Origin of the sequence: Halobacillus sp. A5 (assembly GCF_024189315.1) — a bacterium.
Classification (GTDB): Bacteria; Bacillota; Bacilli; order Bacillales; family Halobacillaceae; genus Halobacillus_A.
The window spans coordinates 738544-759472 of sequence record NZ_JAIZEO010000001.1 but is presented as its reverse complement, the minus strand read 5'-3'; the positions used below and the strand labels follow the sequence as shown (position 1 = coordinate 759472).

General features: G+C 40.6%; 20 protein-coding genes. All 20 read left to right on the top strand.

All coding sequences use genetic code 11. From position 1 onward, the window contains the following. Window position 1 precedes the first annotated feature (1 nt). Window positions 2-2035 carry a flagellar biosynthesis protein FlhA gene (gene flhA, locus LF822_RS03975; RefSeq protein WP_253922657.1) on the top strand — a complete coding sequence of 678 codons (2034 nt, stop codon included), beginning with the start codon at window positions 2-4 and terminating at the stop codon, window positions 2033-2035. Next, window positions 2032-3141, top strand: a complete 1110-nt coding sequence (gene flhF / locus LF822_RS03970) for a flagellar biosynthesis GTPase FlhF (RefSeq protein WP_253922656.1) — start codon at window positions 2032-2034, stop codon at window positions 3139-3141. Before flhA ends, flhF begins: the two co-directional genes overlap by 4 nt. Beyond that, window positions 3134-3988: a MinD/ParA family protein gene (locus LF822_RS03965; RefSeq protein WP_253922655.1), complete on the top strand. Its 855-nt coding sequence runs from the start codon at window positions 3134-3136 to the stop codon at window positions 3986-3988. Before flhF ends, LF822_RS03965 begins: the two co-directional genes overlap by 8 nt. Window positions 3989-3994: 6 nt before the next feature. Next, window positions 3995-5041, top strand: coding sequence for a protein-glutamate methylesterase/protein-glutamine glutaminase (locus LF822_RS03960; RefSeq protein WP_253922654.1), 1047 nt, complete (start codon window positions 3995-3997; stop codon window positions 5039-5041). A 15-nt stretch (window positions 5042-5056) separates the two neighbouring features. Continuing rightward, window positions 5057-7063 (top strand): chemotaxis protein CheA, encoded by a 2007-nt coding sequence (locus LF822_RS03955; RefSeq protein ID WP_253922653.1) that lies wholly within the window; start codon window positions 5057-5059, stop codon window positions 7061-7063. A gap of 14 nt (window positions 7064-7077) precedes the next feature. Continuing rightward, the gene (locus tag LF822_RS03950; protein ID WP_253922652.1) at window positions 7078-7545 is read left to right on the top strand and encodes a chemotaxis protein CheW; all 468 of its coding nucleotides are present in this window, start codon (window positions 7078-7080) and stop codon (window positions 7543-7545) included. Further along, window positions 7535-8164, top strand: coding sequence for a chemotaxis protein CheC (locus tag LF822_RS03945; RefSeq protein WP_253922651.1), 630 nt, complete (start codon window positions 7535-7537; stop codon window positions 8162-8164). The genes LF822_RS03950 and LF822_RS03945 overlap by 11 nt, the downstream gene beginning before the upstream one ends. Beyond that, the gene (locus tag LF822_RS03940) at window positions 8154-8654 is read left to right on the top strand and encodes a chemotaxis protein CheD (protein WP_371925821.1); all 501 of its coding nucleotides are present in this window, start codon (window positions 8154-8156) and stop codon (window positions 8652-8654) included. Before LF822_RS03945 ends, LF822_RS03940 begins: the two co-directional genes overlap by 11 nt. 52 nt (window positions 8655-8706) lie before the next feature. Continuing rightward, window positions 8707-9477 (top strand): FliA/WhiG family RNA polymerase sigma factor, encoded by a 771-nt coding sequence (locus tag LF822_RS03935; protein ID WP_253922650.1) that lies wholly within the window; start codon window positions 8707-8709, stop codon window positions 9475-9477. 14 nt (window positions 9478-9491) lie between these two features. After that, complete coding sequence (locus LF822_RS03930) at window positions 9492-10865, top strand: flagellar assembly protein A (protein WP_371925851.1); 1374 nt, start codon at window positions 9492-9494, stop codon at window positions 10863-10865. A gap of 204 nt (window positions 10866-11069) precedes the next feature. Further along, window positions 11070-11486: a DUF6115 domain-containing protein gene (locus tag LF822_RS03925; RefSeq protein WP_253922648.1), complete on the top strand. Its 417-nt coding sequence runs from the start codon at window positions 11070-11072 to the stop codon at window positions 11484-11486. Window positions 11487-11648: 162 nt separating this feature from the next. Beyond that, window positions 11649-12395: a 30S ribosomal protein S2 gene (gene rpsB, locus LF822_RS03920; RefSeq protein WP_253922647.1), complete on the top strand. Its 747-nt coding sequence runs from the start codon at window positions 11649-11651 to the stop codon at window positions 12393-12395. Window positions 12396-12475: 80 nt separating this feature from the next. Continuing rightward, entirely contained in the window at window positions 12476-13360 is an 885-nt protein-coding gene (gene tsf / locus LF822_RS03915; RefSeq protein WP_253922646.1) for a translation elongation factor Ts, read from the top strand. Between the two features lie 117 nt (window positions 13361-13477). After that, a complete protein-coding gene (gene pyrH, locus LF822_RS03910; RefSeq protein WP_101843910.1) occupies window positions 13478-14200 on the top strand; it encodes a UMP kinase in 723 nt (240 codons plus the stop codon). 2 nt (window positions 14201-14202) lie between these two features. Beyond that, window positions 14203-14760 (top strand): ribosome recycling factor, encoded by a 558-nt coding sequence (gene frr, locus LF822_RS03905; RefSeq protein WP_253922645.1) that lies wholly within the window; start codon window positions 14203-14205, stop codon window positions 14758-14760. A 233-nt stretch (window positions 14761-14993) separates the two neighbouring features. Then, on the top strand, window positions 14994-15761 hold the full coding sequence (locus LF822_RS03900) for an undecaprenyl pyrophosphate synthase (RefSeq protein ID WP_253922644.1): 768 nt from the start codon (window positions 14994-14996) through the stop codon (window positions 15759-15761). 14 nt (window positions 15762-15775) lie between these two features. Continuing rightward, window positions 15776-16567: a phosphatidate cytidylyltransferase gene (locus LF822_RS03895; protein ID WP_253922643.1), complete on the top strand. Its 792-nt coding sequence runs from the start codon at window positions 15776-15778 to the stop codon at window positions 16565-16567. Window positions 16568-16635: 68 nt separating this feature from the next. Further along, window positions 16636-17781 carry a 1-deoxy-D-xylulose-5-phosphate reductoisomerase gene (gene dxr, locus LF822_RS03890; protein ID WP_253922642.1) on the top strand — a complete coding sequence of 382 codons (1146 nt, stop codon included), beginning with the start codon at window positions 16636-16638 and terminating at the stop codon, window positions 17779-17781. 16 nt (window positions 17782-17797) lie between these two features. Beyond that, a complete protein-coding gene (gene rseP, locus LF822_RS03885) occupies window positions 17798-19054 on the top strand; it encodes an RIP metalloprotease RseP (RefSeq protein WP_253922641.1) in 1257 nt (418 codons plus the stop codon). A 93-nt stretch (window positions 19055-19147) separates the two neighbouring features. Next, a complete protein-coding gene (locus tag LF822_RS03880; RefSeq protein WP_253922640.1) occupies window positions 19148-20854 on the top strand; it encodes a proline--tRNA ligase in 1707 nt (568 codons plus the stop codon). Window positions 20855-20929 lie beyond the last annotated feature (75 nt).

Below are 20929 nucleotides of genomic sequence, written 5' to 3'. Positions count from 1 at the left end.
CATGTCAGCAAGAGATTTATCTGTTCTAATTGGAGTAATTTTAATCATTATCATGCTTGTTATCCCTCTTCCGGGGTGGCTTCTTAGTTTTTTAATTTTAATCAATATTACGCTGGCTCTCATTGTTATCCTCGTATCTATGAATATGGAAGAAGCATTACAGTTCGCTGTATTTCCAACACTTCTTCTGCTGCTCACGCTATTCAGGCTAGGATTAAACGTCTCTACTACACGGTCTATTTTATCGGAGGCTGACGCAGGTGGAGTAGTAGAAACTTTTGGAACTTTTGTTATCGGCGGCAATCCTCTCGTTGGTTTTGTCGTTTTTATCATATTAGTAATTATCCAATTTTTAGTTATCACTAAAGGTGCCGAAAGAGTTTCTGAAGTAGCTGCCCGCTTTACGCTCGATGCGATGCCGGGTAAACAAATGAGTATAGATGCTGATTTAAATGCAGGAATGATCAATGAACACCAGGCTAAAGATAGACGTGAAAAAATTGAAAACGAAGCTGATTTTTACGGTGCTATGGATGGTGCCAGTAAATTCGTAAAAGGTGACGCAATTGCTGGTATTATCATCGTAATTATGAATATTATTTTTGGTTTAATTATAGGTATGGCTCAAATGGGAATGCCATTTAACGAAGCGATTGATACTTATATGAGGCTAACCGTAGGCGACGGCCTGGTCAGCCAAATTCCAGCGCTGCTTATTTCCACGGCTACCGGAATCGTGGTTACAAGAGTGGCTTCAGAAGGGAATTTAGGATCTGACGTAACTGGTCAACTCCTCAAGTTTCCTAAGCTGTTGTATATTGCTGGTGCCACCATATTTCTACTGGGATTAACTCCTATTCCATTTTTCTTAACGACCCTCATCTCTTCTGTACTCATTTTTGGAGGTTACTGGCTTTCCCGTGTTGAAGATGAAGCAGAGTATGAAGAGCTGGAAGAAATGGATGAATCAGAAAGTGATCAAATGAGGTCACCGGACAATGTCGTAAACTTGATTAGCATGGACCCTGTTGAGTTTGAGTTCGGCTACGCACTCATACCCATTGCAGATACAAATCAAGGCGGTGACCTGCTTGATCGAATAGTAATGATTCGCAGGCAGCTCGCAATAGAACTCGGAATTGTTATACCAGTTGTACGCATCCGCGACAATATTCAGCTTGGTCCGAACGAATACAGGTTAAAAATAAAAGGAAATGAAGCAGCAAAAGGGGAATTGCTTCTTGATCACTATTTAACGATGAGCCCTGGTATGGATGATGATGAACTCGAAGGTATTGAGACGACAGAACCTGCATTTGGACTCCCTGCCAAATGGATTACAGAAGACTTGAAGGATGAAGCCGAGCTTTCGGGCTATACTGTTGTGGATCCTCCTTCGGTCGTATCCACACACATTACGGAAGTGATTAAAAAACATGCTCATCAATTAATTGGACGTCAGGAAACCCAGCAGCTAATAGACCATTTAAAGGAATCTTATCCTATATTAGTAGATGAAGTAACACCGGAGCCGCTGTCTGTCGGTGATGTTCAGAAGGTATTGGCAAAACTTCTGAAGGAAAATGTATCGGTTAAGAATCTGCCGGTTATCTTTGAAACGCTGGCCGACTTTGGATCAATGACAAACGATACAGACCTGCTGGCGGAATATGCCCGTCAGGCACTTGCAGCACAAATTACGAAACAATATCAGAAAGAGGATCACAATCTGCGCGTGATTACAGTATCTGGAAAGGTGGAAAAGCTGGTTGCCGACCATATACAGCAGACAGAGCATGGGAATTATCTTGCTCTCGATCCAGAAGTTCAGCAAAAAATAATTCATTCTGTATCAGAACAAGTAGATCAGGTTTTACTCCAGGAAGAGCATGCTGTTATATTATGTTCTCCTGCCGTTCGTATGTATGTTAAGCAGCTTCTTGACCGTTATTTCCCGCAGGTAGTTGTCTTATCATACAATGAGCTCGATCCAAATGCAGAAGTAGAAAGTGTAGGGGTGGTGAATGTGGCATGAAGGTAAAAAAATTTCAAGCTCCATCAATGCCGGAGGTAATGACTAAAGTAAAAAAAGATTTAGGTAAAGATGCTGTTATTTTAAATTCAAAAGAAGTAAAAGCTGGCGGTTTTTTAGGAATGTTTAGAAAGCCCAATATTGAAGTCATAGCTGCCATTGATCCAGAAGATATCCAGCAGTCTTCTTTTAAACCAACACCAGAACCCTTACCAGCCAGGCAGGCCAAAGGTACTCGTAAAACAAGCGAAGATGACAGTGTGATGAAAGAAATCAAAGAACTTAAGTTTATGCTTCAGCAATCAGGTAATGAAGAGAAACGTTCCTTAATACAGGAAACGGCTGCCTCTTTAAAAAAACTTGAACTGGATCATGAAATCATTGAAGAAATTATGGAAGCAGTGAAGGAAAAATGTGCTGACGATGATTTGTCAAGAGATGGAATAAATAAAATATTGAAAACTTCATTACTGGATAAGCTGTCAAGCATCAATGCAGGACATCAAGAATTTTCAAAAAAATATATACATCTGGTCGGACCGACAGGGGTCGGTAAAACAACAACGATTGCGAAGTTAGCATCAGAAGCTGTATTGAACCAAAATAAGAAAGTTGCATTTATTACAACGGATACATACAGAATTGCTGCAGTGGAGCAGTTAAAGGTATATGCGAAGTTGTTAGACGCCCCCCTGAAAGTAGCCTATAGTGTGGATGATTACAGGAAAGCAAGAGAATCTTTTAGTCACTACGATCTCGTCTTTATAGATACAGCCGGGCGCAATTTTAAAGATAGGGGGTACGTAAACGAGTTAACGAAGCTTATTGATTTTACTCAGGATACTGAAACATTTCTCGTGCTTTCTCTTACTTCAAGATATGAGGATATGAAACAAATTCACAGCAGCTTTGATCAAGTTCCTATTAATAAGCTTATTTTCACAAAAAAAGATGAAACTTCTAAGTTAGGCGGTGCGGTAAGTCTGGCAATTCAAACAAATACCGGGATAGCGTTTATTACTCATGGCCAGGACGTCCCGGATGATATTGAAAGTGCCGACCCCGTTGAGTTAGTAGAAACCGTTGCCGGAGATTATACTTATGAGTGATCAGGCGGAAAAGTTACGCAGCCGCTTACTAAACAGACGTAACGTTATTCCTGCGAAGACTATAGCCGTAGCTAGTGGGAAAGGCGGAGTGGGTAAGTCTAATTTCACGATAAATTTTGCACTTAAATTAATCGAATATAACAAGAAAGTTCTCATCATTGACTTTGATATCGGAATGGGGAATGTAGATATTTTGTTAGGAGTCTCTCCTCACAGGTCGATAGTAGATTTATTCAGCGGCTCGACTTCCATTGGGCAGATTGTTGAACAGGGGCCGGGAGGACTCGAGTATATTTCGGGAGGATCCGGCCTGAGTGAGATTTTTACTTTGAACAACGAAAGGGCAGATTACTTTTTTAAACAGTTTAATGAATTAATCAATACATACGATTTTATTTTATTCGACATGGGAGCAGGGGTTTCACGGGATAGTCTGTATTTTATGGCTTCTGCTGATGAAGTTATTATTGTTACGACAGCGGAGCCTACTTCAATTACTGATGCGTATGGGGTCATCAAACATCTAGTTTCATATGACAGCAGACTTCCGATTAAAGTGTTACTGAACAGGACGCTTACGAAGGAATCAGGCGGGGTAACTTTTGAAAGGCTTGAGCAGGCTGCTTTGAAATTCATAAAAAAGAAAATTACTTTCTTAGGCAGCCTTCCGGATGACCATAAAGTAATGAAAAGTGTACTGGCTCAAGTTCCATTTGTTACAGCAGAGCCTGACTCTAAAGCGGCGAAAGCTGTACAGACTATTACGCAGCGTTACTTGCATTTACCAGTAGCTCCGTCAAACAAATCCTTCTTATCGAAGCTTAAGAGCTTTGTTAAAGAGAGGTAGATATTAATGGAAAAAGTAAAGGTATTAGTAGTAGATGATTCGGCCTTCATGCGAAAGATGTTAACTGATATTTTAAATAAAGACCCGAGAATCCATGTAATGGCTACAGGCCGAAATGGTGAAGAAGCACTTGAAAAGGCAATTCAGCTTCAGCCTGATGTAATTACGCTCGATGTTGAGATGCCTAAAATGGATGGTTTAACCGCTTTAAAGAAATTAATGAAAAGTCATCCAACCGCCGTCGTTATGGTATCAAGTCTAACGGGTGAAGGAGCAGACAGTACAATTGCTGCAATGACTTTAGGAGCTGTGGACTTCATATTAAAACCATCAGGTTCAATTTCGCTTGATATCCACAAGGTGGAGCAATCTATTATTCGTAAAGTTATTACAGCTAGTAAAGCTAATGTGGCCCCGCTCATAGATTCAGTTGAACGTCCTGTCCCAGCCTCTATTTCAAAAAATATTCAAACTTCTAATTCCACAACTAAGATTTTAGCTATCGGCACTTCTACAGGAGGCCCTCGAGCGCTGCAAACCGTTTTAACTGCGCTTCCCGAGCATTTGGATTGTCCTATAGTGATCGTACAGCATATGCCTAAAGGCTTTACTAAATCTCTTGCAGACCGGCTTAATCACTTGTCGAAGATTCATGTAACCGAAGCTAAAGAGGGGATGATCTTAAAAAAGGGCACGGCATATATCGCTCCTGGAGATTACCACATGGGCATTAAAGCGGTTAATGGAAAATTTATTATCCAATTGCAGCAGAGCGAACCACAAAACGGCCACCGCCCCGCAGTTAATTATTTATTTCGTTCATTGTCTCTTCTACATTTGCATACTGTGGCAATTGTTATGACAGGAATGGGAGCCGACGGTACAGAAGGTTTGTTTGAGTTGAAGCAGCACCGGCCGGATACATACGTTATTGCTGAATCCGAGAAAACGTCAATCGTTTATGGAATGCCTAAGGCTGTCATTAAATCAAACCTTGCCAATGAGGTGGTTCCTGTCGATAAAATAAGTGAGCGTATAAAAAAAGTAATATAAGCAGGGGGCATGGAGATGGAAACCAATCAATATTTAGAATTGTTTATTGATGAAAGTAATGAACATTTACAGTCAATTAACGATCGGCTGCTTGAGTTAGAGAAGAATCCTGAAGACTTGACCATCGTTAGTGAAATTTTCAGGTCCGCGCATACATTAAAAGGTATGGCGGCTACTATGGGGTACCAGGATTTAGCTAATCTCACACACCAAATGGAAAATGTGTTAGATGGAGTCAGAAACGAAAAAATTTATGTAGACTCTGAAATGGTTGATATTGTTTTTGATTCGATGGACGATCTTGAGGCCATGGTGCTGGATATTTCTCAGGGCGGAGCTGGGGAAAGGGACGTTACTAAGGTAGTGGAACTTTTACAGGCTATTGAATTAGGTGAAGAGCTTGGGCAGAAGCAGAAAGGCTTAAGTTCAGTTGAAAAAGCGCAAACTGATAGAATTATGCAGATTGATGAATTTACCCGTACTGTTCTTGAGCAGTCCAAAGAACAAGGGTTGTTTAATTACAGCATAAATGTAACTTTAAGAGAAGATTGTATGCTGAAGGCGGCAAGAGTATATATGGTCTTTGAAGTATTAGAGCAGATGGGAGAAGTTGTCGTAGCCCAACCCTCTGTAGAAGAATTAGAAAATGAAAATTTTGAAGATAATTTTATGGTTCTTTTTGTTTCCGCTCAGACTTCTGAGGAGACGAAAGCTAAAATTATGAAAGTCTCTGAGATTGAGGCAGTAGACATTTCAAATTATCAATTATCTGATAAATCTGTGCAACAGGGCTCTGCAGAGAAGAATGAAATATCTGAAGATGCAGGAACAAGCAGAGAAAAAGAGGAAGCACTGCCAAATAATAAGCAGACTGCGAATAAAACGATACGGGTGAACATCGACCGACTTGATATCCTAATGAACTTATTTGAAGAATTGGTCATTGACCGCGGCCGGTTAGAGCAGATTTCTGACGAATTACAACACTCTGATCTCCAGGAAACCGTGGAAAGAATGTCCCGTGTTTCAGGTGACTTGCAGAATATTATTTTAACGATGCGGATGGTCCCTATTGAACAAGTTTTCAACCGTTTTCCGAGAATGGTTCGTCAGCTTTCAAGAGATTTAAACAAGAAGATTGATTTGAAAATAATCGGTGAGGATACAGAGCTTGATCGAACCGTTATTGACGAGATTGGAGATCCTCTTGTTCATTTAATAAGGAATGCTATAGATCATGGGATTGAAAGTCCAGACGAACGAGAAATGAACGGGAAACAAGCTACAGGGAGTATTGAACTTAAAGCCTATCACAGCGGTAACCATGTAATTATTGATATTACTGATGACGGCGGCGGAATCAATCGTGATAAAGTGCTCCAGAAAGCACTTGATAATCATGTAGTCACTGAAGAGCAGGCAGAGAAGCTTTCTGACCCTGAAGTTTATGAGTTAATCATGTCCAGTGGTTTCTCAACGGCGGATACGATTTCGGACGTATCTGGACGAGGAGTAGGGCTCGATGTGGTGAAAAACACTATCGAATCTCTTGGAGGAACGATTACGATCAATTCACAGCTCAGCCAAGGCAGTGTATTTTCGATTCAGCTTCCACTTACGCTTTCTATCATTTCTGTAATGCTGGTAGAAGTACAAAAAGAGAAATATGCTATTCCTCTTTCTTCTATCATTGAAACGGCGATCATAAATAAATCAGACATTCTTAGAGCTCATAATAAAGAAGTGATTGACTTTAGAGGAAGCGTAGTACCTCTTGTTTTTCTGAAAAATGTGCTTGAGGTGCCAGATGAACTGGATGAAGACGGGTACTATTCCATTGTAATGGTTCGAAAAGGGAACAAAATGGCTGGATTAGTAGTAGATTCTTTTATTGGACAGCAGGAGGTAGTGCTGAAATCTTTAGGTGAATATTTATCAGGTGTATTCGCTATTTCCGGTGCTACCATTCTAGGGGATGGTCAGGTAGCTTTGATTCTGGATGTTAATGCTTTAATAAAATAAGGGAGGCAGTCAACATGATAGCAGAAAGTAAGACAATGAAGGTTATCGTTTTTCAACTTGGCCGCGAGGAGTATGCAATTCCCGTTCATCAAGTCGGCTCAATAGAAAGAGTCATGCATATCACCAGAGTACCTCGTACCGCTCCTTTTGTAGAAGGAGTAATTAACCTGCGAGGGGTGGTTACTCCAATTATTGATTTACGTAAGAGGTTTGGTATAGAAAACTATGCATCCAATGACAATACCCGTATCATTATTGCAGCCATTGAAAATATGGATGTCGGTTTGATTGTTGATGCAGCAAATGATGTATTAGATTTTGAGGTTGATGCAATTGAGCCGCCGCCAGAGGTAATTGATTCAGTGGAAGCAGGATATGTCAGTGGTGTTGTTAAAGTCGAACAGCGTCTATTTATCCTTTTAGACTTATCGAAAGTACTCTCTGTTGATGAAATGAAAGAGATAGAAGAAATTGAAGACTGATTGTATTCCTTTTCAGGATTCATTTTGTCCTATTCAGCTGGATTTACTTAAAGAAGTGGGGAATATCGGTGCTGGAAATGCTGCTGCCTCGCTTTCTTCATTATTAAATATACCGATAGCCATGTCGGTTCCTTCCATTCAAATTGCAGGATTCGATGAAGTTATGGAGAGCGCAGGCGGTGCGGCGGAAGAAATGACTATTATTTCATTGCGAATTGAAGGTGAGGCACCAGGGAGCATGTTCTTTGCGCTTGCTCCGAACCGAGCCGAATTATTTTTAACGCTGCTGTTAGGTGATTTAAGTAATACGCTTGATCTGCGGCAGTCTGCATTGGAGGAAATAGGAAATATTATAGCCGGTTCATATTTATCAAGTCTCGCCGATTTCACTCGGTTGGAGCTTTTTCCTTCAGTGCCCGTAGTAATTAACGATATGGTGGGTGCTGTGTTGAGCACCGGCTTGATAGAACTTTCTAAGCATTCAGACCAGGCACTAGTTATCGAAACAGTGCTTATAGTGGATCAGGCTGAACAAGTTCATGGAGTTTTCTTATTATTTCCTGATCCCTTATTTTACGATGCATTGTTTCGTTCTGAGGGAGTAACCAGTGAGGGATAATGTTAGAACAATTGTAAAAGTCGGAATAGCTGAAATGAAAATTACATCGGCTCCAGGGGTAATAAGAACTGCAGGTCTTGGCTCTTGCATGGGGGTAGTTATCTATGACGCTGATCGTTCAATAGCGGGAATGGTCCACGTTATGCTTCCAAACTCTGAGATGAGCAAGAACCAATATGTTAACCCGGCGAAATTTGCTGATACTGGAATTGCAGCACTGCGGAACAAGCTCATTAAAGCAGGAGCGGCTTCTTCCAGGCTGCGTGCAAAGATTGCAGGAGGATCTCAAATGTTTCAGTTTCATTCAAAGAGCGAGTTAATGAGAATTGGACCTCGAAACATAGAAGCTGTAAAGAGCAGGTTAAGCGAACTTGGAATTATGCTTGCAGCGGAAGATACTGGCGGTGACAATGGCAGGACCATTGAGTTTGATCCGGTGAGCTGTGTTCTTAATGTGAAAACTATTCATATGGGAGAAAAGAATATATGACCTTGTGCAGTCGAACTAAACTTCTGGTATTTAAAGGGTAAGGAGGGGTACGATGAGGAGTTCTGTAACACAGGAAAGCGAGTTGTGGGAAGAATGGGTGAACAATGGAAGTAGTGAAGCGGCAAATGAATTAGTTCAAGTGTACGAATATTTAGTCAGTTTTCATGTTCAAAGAATATCTGCACATTTGCCAAAAAGTGTGAGTAAAGAGGATGTAAGAAGTCTTGGTTTACTTGGGTTGTATGATGCTCTGAGAAAATTTGATCTAAGTCGTGATTTGAAGTTTGATACTTATGCATCTTTTAGAATCAGAGGTTCGATTATTGATGGACTACGTAAAGAAGACTGGCTACCAAGATCTGTAAGAGATAAATCAAAGAAAATCGAGACGGCCGCTGAAGAACTAGAACAATCTCTAAAAAGACCTCCCACTTCTTATGAAATCGCTGAAAAAACATCTATGACTCCTATGGAAGTAGAAGAAGTGATAAAAGATTCATTATTTGCTAATGTGCTGTCTATGGAAGAGAAACCTAAAGACGGAAAGGAAGAAAACAAAGAAGGAATTGGCTACTCCATACCTGATTATTCCGCATTATCACCATCTGAAAATATCGTTAAAAAAGAAAACTACCAGGAACTGGCAAATCAAATCGAGCAGCTGAACGAGAAAGAGCAGCTGGTCGTAAGTTTGTTTTACACAAAAGAATTGACTCTGACTGAAATTGGAGAAATTATGGAATTAACAACCTCCAGAATTTCACAAATTCATGCTAAAGCATTATTTAAACTTCGCAATTCTCTCATTGACATTGTTAGTTAAAAAGGGAGGGGAGTCTGCTGGAAAATATTAAGGAACCAAAAGAAATCGGTAAAGTCACATTATCCAGGGACCGAATGGAAGCTTATTTTGAACTTTCGGCTGGGTATGAAGAAGTATCCAGGAATTTAATTCTTGAGACGTTGCATCGTGAAGGTGTTGGTTTTGGAATACATGAAGAAACTATTCACAGGCTTGTTTCTAATAGAAATTCCGATCGACAGTCTAAAGAAGTAGTTGCCGTCGGGAAAGACCCTGTTGAGGGGATAGATGGACGGATTATTTTTGAAGTGAATTATCAACCTGAAGTGAAGGTGGAGGGAAAGAATGACTTTAGAGACGTTATTAATATTCCTTCAGTCTGCGAAGGGGAAAAGCTTGCTGTGCTTAAGGAACCAATAGCCGGAGCTGCCGGGGTTAATGTTTTAGGTGAAGAAGTGCCGGCCCGGGACGGAAGGGAATCGAAAGTAAAAGCTGGGAAAAACGTAATATACAAAGATCGTGCGTTTTACTCAGAGATTAACGGGCAGCTTAACTATCAGAATTATAGAATAAGCGTCCAGCCATTATACGAGGTTAAGGGTGATGTTGACCTTTCTACTGGTAACCTTGATTTTATTGGTTCAGTTATCATTCGAGGTAATGTACCAACAGGCTTTAAAGTGGCAGCAGGAGGAGACATTTCTGTACACGGCTTAGTTGAAGGAGCAGAATTACGAGCCGGAGGGTCCATACATATAAGCGAAGGGGTCTCTGGACTGGATAAAAGCCTAATTAGTGCGGAAGGAGATATAAGAGCAGGCTATTTGAACCAGGCTAATGTGGAGGCTGGTGGTGATATATTGGTACAGTATTCTATACTTCACAGTCACTGCGTGGCAAAACAGTCTGTATCCTGCCTCACCGGAAATATTATTGGAGGAACGATTTCAGCTGGACATTCTATTGAAGCTAAAGATGCAGGCAATCGAATGAATACAGCAACCTCTTTGTCTATCGGAACCAATATTCAAGTGGAACGAAGGAAAAACAAGTTGATTAAGCAGCTTGCTGATAAACAATACGAACTTAGCAAGCTTGTGAAGATAGGCAGGATGTTAGAAGTCAAAATGCAAAAGGCTGGAGGTTTATCAGTCAAAGAACGGATTACCCATCTGCGCCAAAGGAACTCTACTCAGGTGATTCGTGAACAGATAGAAGATTTAGAAGGACAACTAATGCATCTTGAGTCGGCAATAGGGGATTTAAATCAATCAAAAATTAAAGTGAGCGGCTCTCTGTTTGGAAATGTTGAGTTAGCTTTCGGCAAATATATACGAAAAACATTACGTACATATCAGCATGTTATAGTAAGGACGGAAGATTTCGAAGTTATAATTGAAGACATTTAAAACTCAGACTGTTTTTAATTGCTGTTATGAAACTTGGTAAAGAAGCAAGAGCGTTCCTTCATAGTTGGTTCTTCTATTAAAGCTCCCGATTTGAGAAGAAAAGCTATGATAGTTTTAAATAAGAGTAACCTGCTTGCAGTGTGGTGCACCGGAGAGTCTCCCCTTTTCGATGCTGAAACGTAAAATGTAATAGAGGATGAAAAGATGATATACTTTTTATTAATTATAAGTTTTATTGTTGATGGATTATTAATATATGCACTTTTTACTATTTTTACAAAGGTAAAGAAGTCTGAAGAAATAGAACTGAGGCAGCAGGAAGTCGCACGTGAGATCGAAGACCTGTTCTCCTCTTATCTTCTCGAGATTAAGGAAGAGAATAAGCGGCTGGAATCTAAATTGACAAGTACTTCCTTTCGCGCCGGTGAGGGTGCAGGGAAACAACAGGAAGAATATACGCCGCCTGAGCCTGAGAATGATGAGCCGGAGTATCAATTGTCTCCACAATCAAAAGTGATTTCTTTACATAATAGAGGACATTCAATAAATGATATAGCTAAAAAGCTGAACTTAGGTATCACGGAGACGCAGTTAATCGTTAAATTTCATAAAAGAAATTAAATGGATCTACTTGATTGAGAATGGTGATTATGGTATATTTACTGACGGTGTCAATACACACACCTTTTAATTTCCTTCTCAGGTTGCTCTATTAAATAGAGTTGAGATCGAAAGATGATAAAGGTGGAGGATACTAAAAAAACCATTTAGGAGGATTTACTAATGTCTGTTATTTCAATGAAACAGCTTTTAGAAGCTGGTGTTCATTTTGGACACCAAACCCGTCGCTGGAATCCGAAGATGAAAAAATACATCTTCACTGAGCGTAACGGAATTTACATCATCGACCTGCAAAAAACGGTTAAGAAGGTAGATGAAGCATTTAACTACGTACGTCAAGTAGCCGCTGATGGCGGTAACATTCTTTTCGTTGGTACGAAGAAGCAGGCGCAGGATACGGTTCGTGACGAAGCCAACCGCTGCGGCATGTACTACATTAACCAACGCTGGTTAGGTGGAACACTAACGAACTTCCAAACCATCCGCAAGCGTATTAACCGCTTGAAAGACATTGAGCGCATGGAAGAAGATGGTACATTTGATGTACTTCCTAAAAAAGAAGTAGTTGATCTGTTGAAAGAAAAAGATCGTCTTGTGAAATTCCTGGGCGGTATTAAAGAAATGACTTCAATTCCAGATGCAATGTTTGTCATCGACCCTCGTAAAGAGCGCATTGCAATTGCTGAAGCACATAAACTTAATATTCCGGTAGTTGGAATTGTTGATACAAACTGTGATCCAGATGAAATCGACTATGTAATTCCAGCTAACGATGATGCAATTCGTGCGGTTAAATTGCTTACAGCTAAAATGGCTGACGCTGTTCTTGAAGCGAAACAAGGTGAAGAAACTGAAGAAGTTCAAGAGGCGGAAGTTGAAGAAGAAGCAGTAGAATCCGTAGAAGAGTAATTGATGTGGTCAAGAGGTGATAAGGGGGAATACCTTTTATCACCTTTTTTAAAGCTAGAATACTTAAGGAGGCTATAACTATGGCTATTAATGCAAAAATGGTAAAAGAACTTCGCGAAAAAACCGGCGCAGGTATGATGGACTGTAAAAAAGCACTGACTGAAACTGATGGTAATATGGAGAAAGCTCTTGAGTGGCTTCGTGAAAAAGGAATTTCTAAAGCTCAGAAGAAAGCTGACCGTATTGCAGCAGAAGGTTCAGCGCATATCGTAGTAGAAGGAAATACGGCTGCTTTATTCGAAGTAAACTGTGAAACAGATTTCGTTACAAAGAATGACCAATTCCAAAGTCTGCTTCAAGAGCTTGGTAAGCACCTGGTTACACAAAAGCCTGCAGATCTTGAAGAAGCTTTAGAGCAGAAGCTGCATGGTGAAGGAAATAAATTAAACGACTATATTACTGATGTAGTAGCTAAAATCGGAGAAAAAATCTCTCTTCGTCGTTTTGTAATTAAAGAAAAAACAGATAACGACGCTTTTGGTGCCTACACTCACATGGGTGGACGCATTGGCGTATTAACTGTTCTTGAAGGGTCTGCAGATGAAGCAGCTGCTAAAGACGTTGCTATGCATGTTGCAGCTGTTAATCCTCGTTACGTTTCCCGTGATGAAATTCCTGAGGAAGAAGTAAATGCTGAGCGTGAAACACTTAAAACACAAGCTCTTAATGAAGGAAAGCCTGAAAACATTGTAGAAAAAATGGTTGAAGGCCGCCTTAATAAATTTTTCCAGGAAATTTGCCTGCTTGAACAGGATTTTGTTAAAGATCCTGATCAAAAAGTGAAGAAGTATGTAGCTGCTGCCGGCGGTGAAGTTAACGGGTTCGTTCGCTTTGAAGTTGGAGAAGGTATGCAGAAGCGTGAAGAGAACTTTGCTGATGAAGTAATGAGCCAGGTTAAAAAATAATAGATAAAGGAATAGGGGACACGGAGTGTTCCCTATTTTAAAAAAGTTCTCCTCGAGCTACATAGAGATTAAGATTCGTAGCCATGATGAAAGAACAGGGAATAAATGGAGGTTTCTATGACTACAGCGCGCTATCGACGAATTGTATTAAAACTTAGTGGTGAAGCTCTAAGTGGGGAAAATGGCTTCGGGATTGAACCGGGCGTCATTAAGTCCATTACTCAACAAGTAAAAGAAGTAGCTGAATTAGGTGTGGAAGTAGCAGTAGTTGTCGGTGGCGGCAATATATGGCGCGGTAAAGTCGGCAGTGAAATGGGTATGGACCGTGCTAATGCTGATTATATGGGGATGCTGGCAACTGTCATGAATTCTTTAGCGCTTCAAGATAGTTTAGAGAATATCGGGATACCTACGAGAGTGCAGACCTCAATTGAAATGAGACAGGTTGCAGAGCCTTATATTCGAAGAAAGGCTATACGACATCTAGAAAAGAAACGTGTTGTCATTTTTGCAGCAGGAACCGGAAATCCTTATTTTTCAACTGATACGACAGCTGCGTTAAGGGCTGCGGAAATCGAAGCAGATGTGATTTTAATGGCAAAAAACAATGTGGACGGCGTTTATTCAGATGATCCTAAAGTAAATGAAGATGCTAAGAAATACGATAAAGTGTCATATTTGGAAGTATTAAATGAAGGGTTAGGGGTAATGGATTCCACTGCTTCTTCATTATGTATGGACAACGACATTGATTTACTGGTATTCTCTATTACAGAAGAAGGTAACATTAAGAAAGCTGTAATGGGCGAAAATATTGGAACGATTGTAAGGGGGAAATAATCATGTCTGACTCTGTGATTAACGAAACTAAGCAACAAATGGAACAAGCCGTACAAGCTTTTTCAAGACAATTAGCTACTGTAAGAGCAGGAAGGGCGAATCCTTCACTTCTTGACAATGTGTACGTCGATTATTATGGCGCAGCTACTCCGTTGAAGCAGCTGGCTCAAGTGTCAGCTCCAGAACCACGTTTACTTGTAATTACACCATTTGATAAAACAGCTATTTCTGAAATTGAAAAAGCGATTCAAAAAGCAGACCTTGGCCTTTCTCCATCAAGTGATGGAAACGTAGTAAGAATTAACATCCCTGCTTTAACTGAAGAGCGTCGTAAAGACCTGGTTAAAGTAGTCGGTAAATATTCTGAAGAAGCCAAAGTTCAAGTACGTAACATTAGGCGTGAAGCCAATGATCAATTGAAAAAACTACAAAAAGACGGAGATTTAACTGAAGACGATCTTCGTTCATCTCAAGAAGATGTACAAAAAGTAACAGATCAAAACATTGCTGAAATCGACAAATTAGCTAAAGCTAAAGAAGCAGAAATGTTGGAAGTCTAACTTCTTGATCATGCGTTTTAAAGAAGTTTCAAGATAAGGACTGCTGAAACACGCTGAAGTTTTAAACAGCCGCACTGTTGCTGGATAGGCAGTGCGGCTTTTGTTTTGCCAATCTCTCTGCTTCCAAGGCGTCACTTAAGCATTTCTTAAATCCTCTTTAAGAGACCGGCAGCATGTTGTAGGATAATAGTATATAATAATATAATGGAGCCATCGAACTGGAGGATTTATTCATGCCAATCAAGTTTCCATTTTCAAAAAATAAAAAACAGACGATAAACCGAACCCTGGGATTAGACTATGATCATATCCCAAAACATGTTGCGATCATAATGGATGGAAATGGTCGATGGGCTAAAAATAGAGGAATGCCTCGTATTGCTGGTCATAAAGAGGGGATGAGTGTCGTCAAAAAAATAGTACGCCATGCTTCCGATCTTGGGGTTGAGATCCTTACTCTTTATGCGTTTTCTACGGAAAATTGGAAGCGTCCGAAAAATGAAGTTGACTTTCTTATGAAGCTTCCTGTTGACTTTTTAGGTACATATTTACCTGAACTAATTGAGAGGAATGTCCAAGTGCAAACCATTGGTGATGTTACACTGCTGCCGGCTCATACTCAAAAAGCGATAAAGGATGCTGTGGAGAAAACGTCAACTAATGACGGGCTGATTTTAAACTTTGCATTAAATTATGGAAGTCGTTATGAAATGGTGCATGCAGTTAAGGAAATTGCAGAAAATGTAGAAAAGGGAACCATTTCGGCAGAGGATGTTACTGAAGAAATGTTTACTTCTCATTTGTATACTTCAAAACTTCTTGAGCCGGACTTACTTATTAGAACCAGCGGGGAGCAGAGGCTCAGCAACTTTTTATTATGGCAGCTCGCTTATTCAGAATTCTGGTTTACAGAAGTCTTCTGGCCGGACTTTGATGAAAGCCATTTTGAAAAAGCCCTTTATGACTATCAAAATAGGAAGCGTCGTTACGGCGGAATTTAAGGTGTGAATGTATAATGAAACAAAGAACCATTACAGCAGTCGTTGCAGCACTCATTTTTTTACCTATTGTAATATTAGGCGGTCTGCCATTTCAGCTGTTTGTCTATTTAATTGCAAGTATAGCTATATTTGAACTAATGAGAATGAAGAAGATAGCCAGGTATTCTATTGCTTCAGGAATCACTTTATTTTTGTTGTGGTCACTAATGTACAAGGAAGGTATGTTTACAGGCTTCAGCCTGCCGATTACGAAGGCGGAAATAACATTGCTGGCCGTACTGATTCTGCTCAGTTATACAGTTCTCGTTAAAAATCGGTTTACCTTTGATGATGCAGGTTTTCTTATCATTTCTGCTTTTTATGTAGGAATGGGCTTTTATTATTTAATCGAAACGAGAGATGCTGATTTAGAATACATTTTCTATGCGTTATTTGTGGTGTGGGCTACGGATACAGGTGCATATATATTTGGCCGCGCATTCGGAAAAAGGAAATTATGGCCGCAAATCAGCCCGAAGAAAACCATTGAAGGTTCCATAGGAGGAATTGCACTGGCTTGTGTAGTAGCCTTTATTTTTCAACTTGTAGAACCTGTTCATTCCTCCATGATTGTTGTTTTACTTGTAACTGTCATCATTTCAGTAGCAGGTCAAATTGGTGATCTTGTTGAATCAGCATTTAAACGACACTATGCTGTGAAGGATTCCGGGAATATCTTACCAGGACACGGGGGAGTGCTGGACAGGTTTGACAGCTTAATTTTTATGCTTCCCATATTACATTTAATCGGATTTATCGCAAATTAAAGTAATGCACAATAAATAGAATCAAAGAGCAGAAGCTTGTTTGAAAATAGTGCGCCAGGGGGATTAGTATGAAGCAGATTGCATTGCTGGGGGCAACGGGGTCAATTGGACTGCAGACGCTCGATGTGCTTCGCCTGCACAAAGAAGAATTTTCTTTATATGCCATGGCTTTTGGCAGGAATATAAAAGAAGCTGTTCCACTTATTCAGGAATTCGAGCCGGAAATTGTTGTAGTTCAGGATGAAGTAGCAAAAAGTGAACTGGAAAAAGAAATTACTAAGCCTGCGATTTTAAGTGGAACAGGAGGTTTAATTGAAGCCTCTGTTGCCGATTCTGTTGATGTAGTAGTAAATGCTGTCATGGGCAGTGTCGGCCTTCCCGCTACTCTTAAAGCTATAGAAGCGAAGAAGTCGATTGCTATTGCAAACAAAGAGACACTGGTGACGGCCGGCCACTTAGTTATGGAGGCTGCAAAAAAACATGGTGTAGAACTGCTTCCTGTCGATAGTGAGCACTCGGCGATTTATCAGTCTTTGAATGGTGAGAATACGAAAGATATTCACAAGCTGATCATCACCGCTTCAGGCGGAAGTTTCCGTGATAAGTCTCGTGAAGAATTAAGAGGAGTTACCGTTAAAGATGCTTTAAACCATCCGAACTGGAGCATGGGGGCAAAAATTACTATCGATTCTGCGTCTATGATGAATAAAGGCTTAGAAGTCATCGAAGCCCATTGGTTATTTGGGGTGCCATATGAGCAAATTCATGTTATTCTTCATAGAGAAAGTGTGATCCACTCTATGGTTGAATTCGTTGACAGAAGCGTTATGGCACAATTAGGTACGCCTGATATGAAGGTTCCAATTCAATATGCGTTAACATATCCAGATCGATTAAATCTGCCTGTAACGAAACAGCTTAACCTAGAAGAGATTGCATCATTACATTTTGAAAAAATGGATATGGAGAGGTTTCCTTGTTTACGAATGGCTTACGAGGCAGGGATTCAGGGTGGTACAATGACTACAGTACTCAATGCAGCTAATGAAGAAGCGGTTCAGCTGTTTTTAAATAACCAAATTTCGTTTTTAGAAATTGAACAGCTGATCGAAAGAGAGCTGAATAACCACCGAGTCATTCATACCCCTGACTTATCAACCATACTATCTATAGACAAGACTACCAGGGAAAGAGTCCGCAGCCATTTAAAATAAAAGGAAGGTGCTTCATTTGACTACAGTGATTGCGTTTGTACTCATGTTCGGCTTACTCGTGTTTGTACATGAGTGGGGGCATCTCATTTTTGCCAAACGTGCAGGAATGCTTGCTAGAGAGTTTGCAATCGGTTTTGGACCGAAAATCTTTGCTTTTACAAGAAACGAAACACTTTATACAATTCGTTTATTACCAATAGGCGGTTATGTAAGAGTGGCTGGGGAAGATCCTGAAATCATTGAATTAAAAGCGGGGCATCACATTGGCTTAGAATTTAATGATTCGGGGAAAGTTAGTAAAATTATCGTTAATAACAAATCGAAGCATCCAAATGCACGTGTAATAGAAGTGGAGAAGGCGGATTTGGACCATCGATTAATTATCGAAGGCTATGAGATCGATGAAGAAGAGAAGCTTTATTTCGATGTCGATCCTAAAGCCATGTTTGTCGTTGATGAAAAGGAAACACAAATTGCTCCTTATGACCGCCAATTTGCTTCAAAAACAGTACCTCAACGAGCCATGCAGTTATTTGCCGGTCCGCTCATGAATTTTGTTTTAGCAATCGTTTTATTTATGATTCTAGGCTTTATTCAGGGAGTGCCTGCAGAAAAAGCATTAATTGGGGAAATTCAGCAGGAATCACCTGCTGAACAGGCGGGTCTGCAGCCTGGAGATGAAGTAGTAGCGGTCAACAACGAGAACGTATCTACATGGGAAGAGTTTACAACCATTGTAAGAGAACATCCTGAAGAGGAAGTAACTCTAACGATTTCAAGAGATGGGGAGACCAATAACCTGACCGTGACTCCTGATAAGCTGGAAGAAGGCGATATGGAAATCGGACAGGTGGGAGTAGCTCGTGCTTTTGAAGATTCGATAGCTAAAAAGCTGACCTTCGGCTTTACTCAAACTTATGAATGGGGAACCCTGATTTTAACCAATCTTGGAATGCTCGTTACCGGTCAGTTTTCACTTGATATGCTCTCAGGCCCTGTAGGTATTTATGATGCAACGGACCAGGTTGTTCAAACAGGATTAACTAATTTTGTAATGTGGATGGCCATACTAAGCGTGAACCTGGGGATTATTAATCTTCTGCCTCTGCCGGCATTAGATGGGGGACGTTTACTATTTGTCGGTTTAGAGGGAGTCCGCGGCAAACCAATCGACCCGCAGAAAGAAGGAATTGTCCACTTTGTTGGCTTTGCCTTACTCATGCTGTTAATGCTGGTTGTTACGTGGAACGATATTCAACGATTATTTCTTTAATGAACAGGCTCGGGAGCAGGGGGAGAAATGCAGCTCTCATTCTGCTCCAGGGCCTTCTTTTTTTATTTCTAATACAAATTGGGGTGTGAAAAAATGAAACAAAGCCAAATGTTAATACCTACCTTAAAAGAAAACCCGGCAGATGCTGAAATAAAAAGTCATCAGCTGCTCGTACGTGCAGGCTACATAAGACAGATCGCTTCAGGTGTTTACAGCTTCCTGCCATTAGGAAAACGGGTTCTAAGAAAGGTAGAAGATATTGTACGTGAAGAGATGGACAAGGCAGGAGCCCATGAATTAATGATGCCTGCTCTGCAGCCCGCTGAGCTCTGGCAGGAAAGCGGGAGGTGGAATACGTACGGATCAGAGTTAATGCGTCTTCACGATCGCCATGAAAGAGAGTTTGCATTGGGTGCCACCCATGAAGAAGTTATTACGAGCATAGTGCGCGATTCTATTAAGAGCTACAAACGTTTACCATTAATGGTCTATCAGATTCAAAATAAATTCAGGGATGAAAGACGTCCACGCTTCGGTCTTCTTCGCGGCCGTGAATTTCTGATGAAGGATGCTTACTCATTCAATGAGTCGTTTGAGAGTCTTGATGAAAGCTATACTCAAATGTTTAACGCCTACTCAAAGGTATTTGAAAAGTGTGGTCTCGATTTCCGGGCAGTTATTGCTGATTCCGGGCAGATGGGTGGAAAAGATACTCATGAGTTTATGGTGCTTTCGGAAGTCGGCGAAGACGTTATTGCTTACTCCGACACGTCTGATTACGCAGCTAACATTGAAATGGCACCAGTCGTCTTAGATTATCCTGAATCGAATGAAACCCCTCTGAATTTAGAGAAAAAAGAGACGCCGGACCAAAAAACGATGCAGGAAGTGGCCGATTATCTGGGTCACGATTTAAATCAAGGCTTAAAATCGATCATGTTTAAAGTGGATGAGCGGTTTGTAATGGTAGTGACCCGGGGCGACCACGAAACGAACGATATCAAGCTGAAGAATTTCTATGATGCTGACATTGTTGAACTGGCAACAGAAGAGGAAACACGGCAGCTGTTAGGCACAGGCTTTGGGTCACTGGGCCCTGTAGATGTGCCTGAGGAAGTGGAAGTCATTGGCGATTATGCTGTTGAGAAGCTGGTTAATGTAACATGCGGTGCAAATAAAGAAGGTTATCACTATATCAATGTAACCCCTAAACGGGATTTTAAAGTAAAAGCCTATGCGGATTTACGCTTTATTGAAGAAGGAGATCCTTCACCGGACGGACAAGGCTTAATTAAATTTGCCCGCGGAATCGAAGTTGGCCATGTATTCAAATTAGGTACATTTTATGCGGAGAATATGAATGCTTCCTATTTGGATGACCAGGGGAAATCACAAACAATGGTTATGGGTTCGTACGGCATTGGAGTTTCGAGAACAGTGGCTGCTATTGTGGAACAGTATCATGATGAAAATGGAATTACGTGGCCTGCTCATATTGCTCCATACCAAGTTCATCTGCTTTCGCTGAATCCTAAAAAAGATGACCAAAAACAGCTGGCTGATGAGTTGTATGAGCTGCTTCTTTCTTCAGGAATTGAAGTATTATATGATGACCGGAAAGAAAGAGCAGGAGTGAAGTTTGCAGACAGCGACTTGTTTGGAATTCCTTTAAGAATTACTGTCGGTAAACGTGCCGCTGAAGGAATTGTAGAAGTTAAAGAACGTCAATCAGGTAAGCAAGATGAAATAAACCAGTCAGATATTATTGACACTGTTCGACAATGGTTTAATAATAAATAGAGAGAATAAAGGTACCCTTGCTTTAATAGGCAAGGGTATATATTTGTTCGAAAGAAAAGGACCCTGGTCCAGAGA

Bases quoted from the DNA above. Each gene is read 5' to 3' on its own strand.
- flhA (WP_253922657.1), top strand. From the start codon at position 2: ATGTCAGCAAGAGATTTATCTGTTCTAATTGGAGTAATTTTAATCATT.
- LF822_RS03900 (WP_253922644.1), top strand. From the start codon at position 14,994: ATGCCAATCAAGTTTCCATTTTCAAAAAATAAAAAACAGACGATAAAC.
- frr (WP_253922645.1), top strand. From the start codon at position 14,203: ATGTCTGACTCTGTGATTAACGAAACTAAGCAACAAATGGAACAAGCC.
- LF822_RS03895 (WP_253922643.1), top strand. From the start codon at position 15,776: ATGAAACAAAGAACCATTACAGCAGTCGTTGCAGCACTCATTTTTTTA.
- tsf (WP_253922646.1), top strand. From the start codon at position 12,476: ATGGCTATTAATGCAAAAATGGTAAAAGAACTTCGCGAAAAAACCGGC.
- LF822_RS03925 (WP_253922648.1), top strand. From the start codon at position 11,070: ATGATATACTTTTTATTAATTATAAGTTTTATTGTTGATGGATTATTA.
- LF822_RS03955 (WP_253922653.1), top strand. From the start codon at position 5,057: ATGGAAACCAATCAATATTTAGAATTGTTTATTGATGAAAGTAATGAA.
- flhF (WP_253922656.1), top strand. From the start codon at position 2,032: ATGAAGGTAAAAAAATTTCAAGCTCCATCAATGCCGGAGGTAATGACT.
- pyrH (WP_101843910.1), top strand. From the start codon at position 13,478: ATGACTACAGCGCGCTATCGACGAATTGTATTAAAACTTAGTGGTGAA.
- LF822_RS03935 (WP_253922650.1), top strand. From the start codon at position 8,707: ATGAGGAGTTCTGTAACACAGGAAAGCGAGTTGTGGGAAGAATGGGTG.
- LF822_RS03960 (WP_253922654.1), top strand. From the start codon at position 3,995: ATGGAAAAAGTAAAGGTATTAGTAGTAGATGATTCGGCCTTCATGCGA.
- rpsB (WP_253922647.1), top strand. From the start codon at position 11,649: ATGTCTGTTATTTCAATGAAACAGCTTTTAGAAGCTGGTGTTCATTTT.
- LF822_RS03965 (WP_253922655.1), top strand. From the start codon at position 3,134: ATGAGTGATCAGGCGGAAAAGTTACGCAGCCGCTTACTAAACAGACGT.
- LF822_RS03950 (WP_253922652.1), top strand. From the start codon at position 7,078: ATGATAGCAGAAAGTAAGACAATGAAGGTTATCGTTTTTCAACTTGGC.
- dxr (WP_253922642.1), top strand. From the start codon at position 16,636: ATGAAGCAGATTGCATTGCTGGGGGCAACGGGGTCAATTGGACTGCAG.
- LF822_RS03880 (WP_253922640.1), top strand. From the start codon at position 19,148: ATGAAACAAAGCCAAATGTTAATACCTACCTTAAAAGAAAACCCGGCA.